General features: G+C 50.3%; 4 protein-coding genes. 3 read left to right on the top strand and 1 reads right to left on the bottom strand.

Annotation, left to right across the window (positions count from 1 at the left end; all coding sequences use genetic code 11):
* On the bottom strand, window positions 1–1,238 hold a 1,238-nt coding region (locus tag HOK28_13400), incomplete at its 3' end, for a protein kinase (protein ID MBT6434088.1).
* A 167-nt stretch (window positions 1,239–1,405) separates the two neighbouring features.
* Here HOK28_13400 and HOK28_13395 point away from each other — a divergent pair.
* From HOK28_13395 to HOK28_13385, 3 genes are all read left to right on the top strand, one after another.
* Window positions 1,406–1,816, top strand: coding sequence for a hypothetical protein (locus HOK28_13395; protein ID MBT6434087.1), 411 nt, complete (start codon window positions 1,406–1,408; stop codon window positions 1,814–1,816).
* Window positions 1,817–2,086: 270 nt separating this feature from the next.
* Window positions 2,087–3,502, top strand: coding sequence for an ammonium transporter (gene amt / locus HOK28_13390; GenBank protein MBT6434086.1), 1,416 nt, complete (start codon window positions 2,087–2,089; stop codon window positions 3,500–3,502).
* Between the two features lie 22 nt (window positions 3,503–3,524).
* Window positions 3,525–3,621: transcriptional regulator (locus HOK28_13385; GenBank protein ID MBT6434085.1), on the top strand; the 97-nt coding region annotated here is incomplete at its 3' end.

Genomic DNA, 3,621 nt, shown 5'->3' with positions numbered 1-3,621 from the left:
TGAACAATATGCATTTCGTGAGCTTTACGCATACCTTCGCCAACTTCTTTGAGCAGTTCTCGAATACTTTCAAGATCCATTCTCGCCTTACGTCTCAGAACGGAGCCTAAATCTTCGCCATCGAGCCATTCCATGGCCAGGTAAGGTAGACCGTCGCCCATTTCACCGACTTCATGAATAGCGACAACGTGCGGTGAGTCTATTCGGCGTGCGATATTGCCCTCTCGGATAAAGCGCGTCACTGCAGTGGAGCGATAGACGGCTGCGGCTTGGAGCACTTTTACCGCAGCGGCTTCCCCGGTTTCTTTGTGAGTAGCTCTGTAGATTTCACCAACGGCTCCGCGAGCCACAATGTTCTCAAGCTGATAGGAACCTGCAAGTGCCTTTGTGTAGCGACCACTTTGACCGGAGCCTGCCTTGAGAGCTTTTTCTAAATCGTGGCGAGCCTCGACGAGTTCGTTTTCTTTCTGCTGAGCCAATTGCATGGCTTCGGCGGCCTTTAAGATTGCAAAGTGCATCGATTCCCGGGAGCGTCTAGAAAGCCATAAAGTGGAGAGTAAGACCGAGGGGACCATGACCAGCATGAAAAGCCGGTCACCCATGGCCGTGGTGCTGGGGCTGTACACTCCAGGATCAGGAACTACACCAAAGGTAATCAGGGCTCCCATGGTTGCATAACCAAAAATAGCGAAGAGCGAGAGTGCGCAGGCGTGGAATCGATCCATGGAGAAGGCAAAGAAAGTGATGCCTAAGGTAATGACAATTGGGGTAGGTGAGAAGACGCCAAGATAGAGAGTGATTGGCAAAGAAGCGATGGCAGCAGTCCAACCAAAGATTCGAAAAACCTTCGGAGTGTACGAATGGGTTTGCTGAATGGTGTACCAGACCCAAGCACACACGACGCCAAGACTGGCCAGCGCCCCGATGGAGATCCTTTTTAGAAGTAGGTTTCCGTCTAGCAAGGGCAGGAGTAAGACTGCGACCATACATAGATAAAGCAAAACGACCGACCATGAAGAAGCCCGCGTGCCTTCCTCATCAAAGGCGGCAGTTGCAGCAGAGATCTTCGGATTGGTTCTCTCTGCAGGCGGTTCTACGTCTATTGTAGGAGGGCTTGGAAGCGCAGCTGGGATGGGCACGGCGGCCGGTGGTAAGAGCCCTTCACCCGCAACTGTAGGATCCAGTTCCCCAAGGCTGATTTCAATTTCGTCGGTCTTTGATGTGGTGGCTCGGTCCATAGTTTGAACGCGTATCTGAGCATTTGAGCACAGAGTCGTCTACCCCTTTGCTATGGGGGTTTGTCACATTCGTGATCCTGATTTCAAGCAAAAGTCGCCGCCAATTTTTTGATGGTTCCAGTACCCGTTGGTAGGTGGGCTTTGAAAGTTTTTGCGGGAGAGGGAATATGCGGTTTCTTGGTTTTGGATTGTGCCTCATCTTATTGGCTTGCGGGAGCGAGGACGGAAGATTGAAGGGCAACGGCGGTACTCAAGTAATGGCTAAGCCAGCGCTGGCAGGGCTTTATCTCGACGAACTATCCGCTGCTCAGTGGCAAGAGACCTGTGAATGGATGGTTGAAGTTCAAGGTGGGAGCCGTACGGTAGATTGCCAAGATGGTATGATGGCCACGGTTGAGTCTGTTTCAACTTGTGAGAAGCGTCGTTTTCGACCTCATTGTCCTGCATCTTCGTTGATCGCATGCCTGGAGATACGTGGAGAGGCGGTTTGCGGAGAGGAACCCCCTGAATGTATTAGGTATTATGACTGTGTACGCTCCAGCCGACCCGTGGTAACCGCATTGCATACGAATCTGTAGATCCCAACCGCCAGAACCTTCCTAAATGTAGTCTTTTCTCTTCTGTGGCTCAGGGAACTCAGAATCACTAAGCCCCTAAGTGCCTAATTTTTATAAGGTAATCATACTCTTATCCTCTTTGAGGGGAGATGGCACGTCCTGTGCTTCTAACGTATGTGTCCGACGCGTCGCATCACCTTCACGTCGTTTAGCTAACAACATGCGTGGGCATAAGGAGCAGAAATCGTAATGGTTAAGTCAAGAAGCATTCTATTTGTGGGCTTGATGGCAATGGGGCTGGGTGTCAGTGGCCCAGCATTTGCCGAAGAAACACCGGTGGCAGCCGCCGCGGTAGAAGCAGCGCCCGAAGCAGCACCAGTCCAGGAGGCACCAGCAGCAGCGCCAGTTGTTGAAAAAGTCGCAGTCGCAGCACCAGCAGCAGCGGAGGCCGCGCCTGAGAAGGCAGCCGATACTTTGAGTGCATCCGAAGTACTATTCTGGGTGAACAATACTTGGATGCTTTTGGCGACTTTCTTGGTCTTCATCATGCACCTTGGATTTGCAGCTCTGGAATCGGGGCTCACTCAATCGAAGAATACCGTAAATATTCTATTTAAAAACCTAACGATTATCGCCATCGGTTTACTAAGCTACGCTTTGGTGGGTTTTAATTTGATGTACCCGGGTGGTGATTTTGCCGGTGCCTACTTTGGCTTTGCCGGCTTCGGTATTGGTACGGATGCCGCGGGTTTGACCGCAGCATATGCTGACGGCGCTTACACATACTGGACTGATTTTATTTTCCAGGGAATGTTTGCTGCGACGGCCGCAACGATTGTTTCTGGCGCAGTTGCAGAACGCATCAAGCTTGGTAGCTTCATTGTATTTTCAACCATCTTTGTTTCAATTTGCTACCCGGTTATCGGGATGTGGCATTGGGGCGGCGGTTGGCTTGCAGAGCTTGGCTTTCATGACTTCGCGGGTTCAACACTTGTTCACGCAGTGGGTGGCTGGGGTGCTCTTGCAGGGGTTATCGCACTCGGACCACGTATTGGTAAGTATGTGAATGGAAGTATCAAGCCCATTATGGGACACAACATGCCACTGGCAGCCATCGGTGTATTTCTACTCTGGTTTGGTTGGTACGGTTTTAATGGTGGTTCAGTTCTTTCAGCAGACCCAGCAGCAGTATCCTTGGTTGTTGTAACCACGAGCATGGCAGCAGCTGCAGGTGTGTTAACAGCTGGTCTTACTTCCTACATTATTCAGAAGCAGCCTGATCTTTCTATGGCCCTTAACGGTGCATTGGCTGGTCTTGTTGGAATCACGGCCGGCGCAGACAGCGTTACGGTGATGAGCAGCGTTATCATCGGTGCGATTGCCGGTGTGATTGTTGTTCTATCAGTGCTTACTCTAGATAAGGTAAAGCTTGATGACCCGGTTGGTGCCATTTCGGTTCACCTTGTATGTGGTATCTGGGGAACACTTGCTGTAGGCATTTTCGGAATCGACAAGAGCTTTTCAGCGCAGCTGATTGGTACCCTTGCCGCTGGAGCGTTGGCATTCCCATTCGCAATGATTACCTTTATGGGAATCAAGGCAACCATGGGTCTACGAGTAAGTGAAAAAGAAGAGTTGCGTGGTTTGGATATCGAAGAGCACGGCATGGAATCATATGCCGGTTTTCAGATTTTCACGATGCAGTAATAAGTAAGGCTGTGAGTTTAAAATGAAATTAATTATTGCATATATACAACCTGAAAGAGTGAATGACGTAAAAATCGAGCTTGCAAAAGCAGAGGTAGCGCGTCTTTCAGTAACCAACG

This window comes from Deltaproteobacteria bacterium (assembly GCA_018668695.1).
Taxonomy (GTDB): domain Bacteria; phylum Myxococcota; class XYA12-FULL-58-9; order XYA12-FULL-58-9; family JABJBS01; genus JABJBS01.
This window is presented reverse-complemented; position numbering and strand designations above follow the sequence as displayed.

Bases quoted from the DNA above. Each gene is read 5' to 3' on its own strand.
- HOK28_13395 (MBT6434087.1), top strand. From the start codon at position 1,406: ATGCGGTTTCTTGGTTTTGGATTGTGCCTCATCTTATTGGCTTGCGGG.
- amt (MBT6434086.1), top strand. From the start codon at position 2,087: ATGGGGCTGGGTGTCAGTGGCCCAGCATTTGCCGAAGAAACACCGGTG.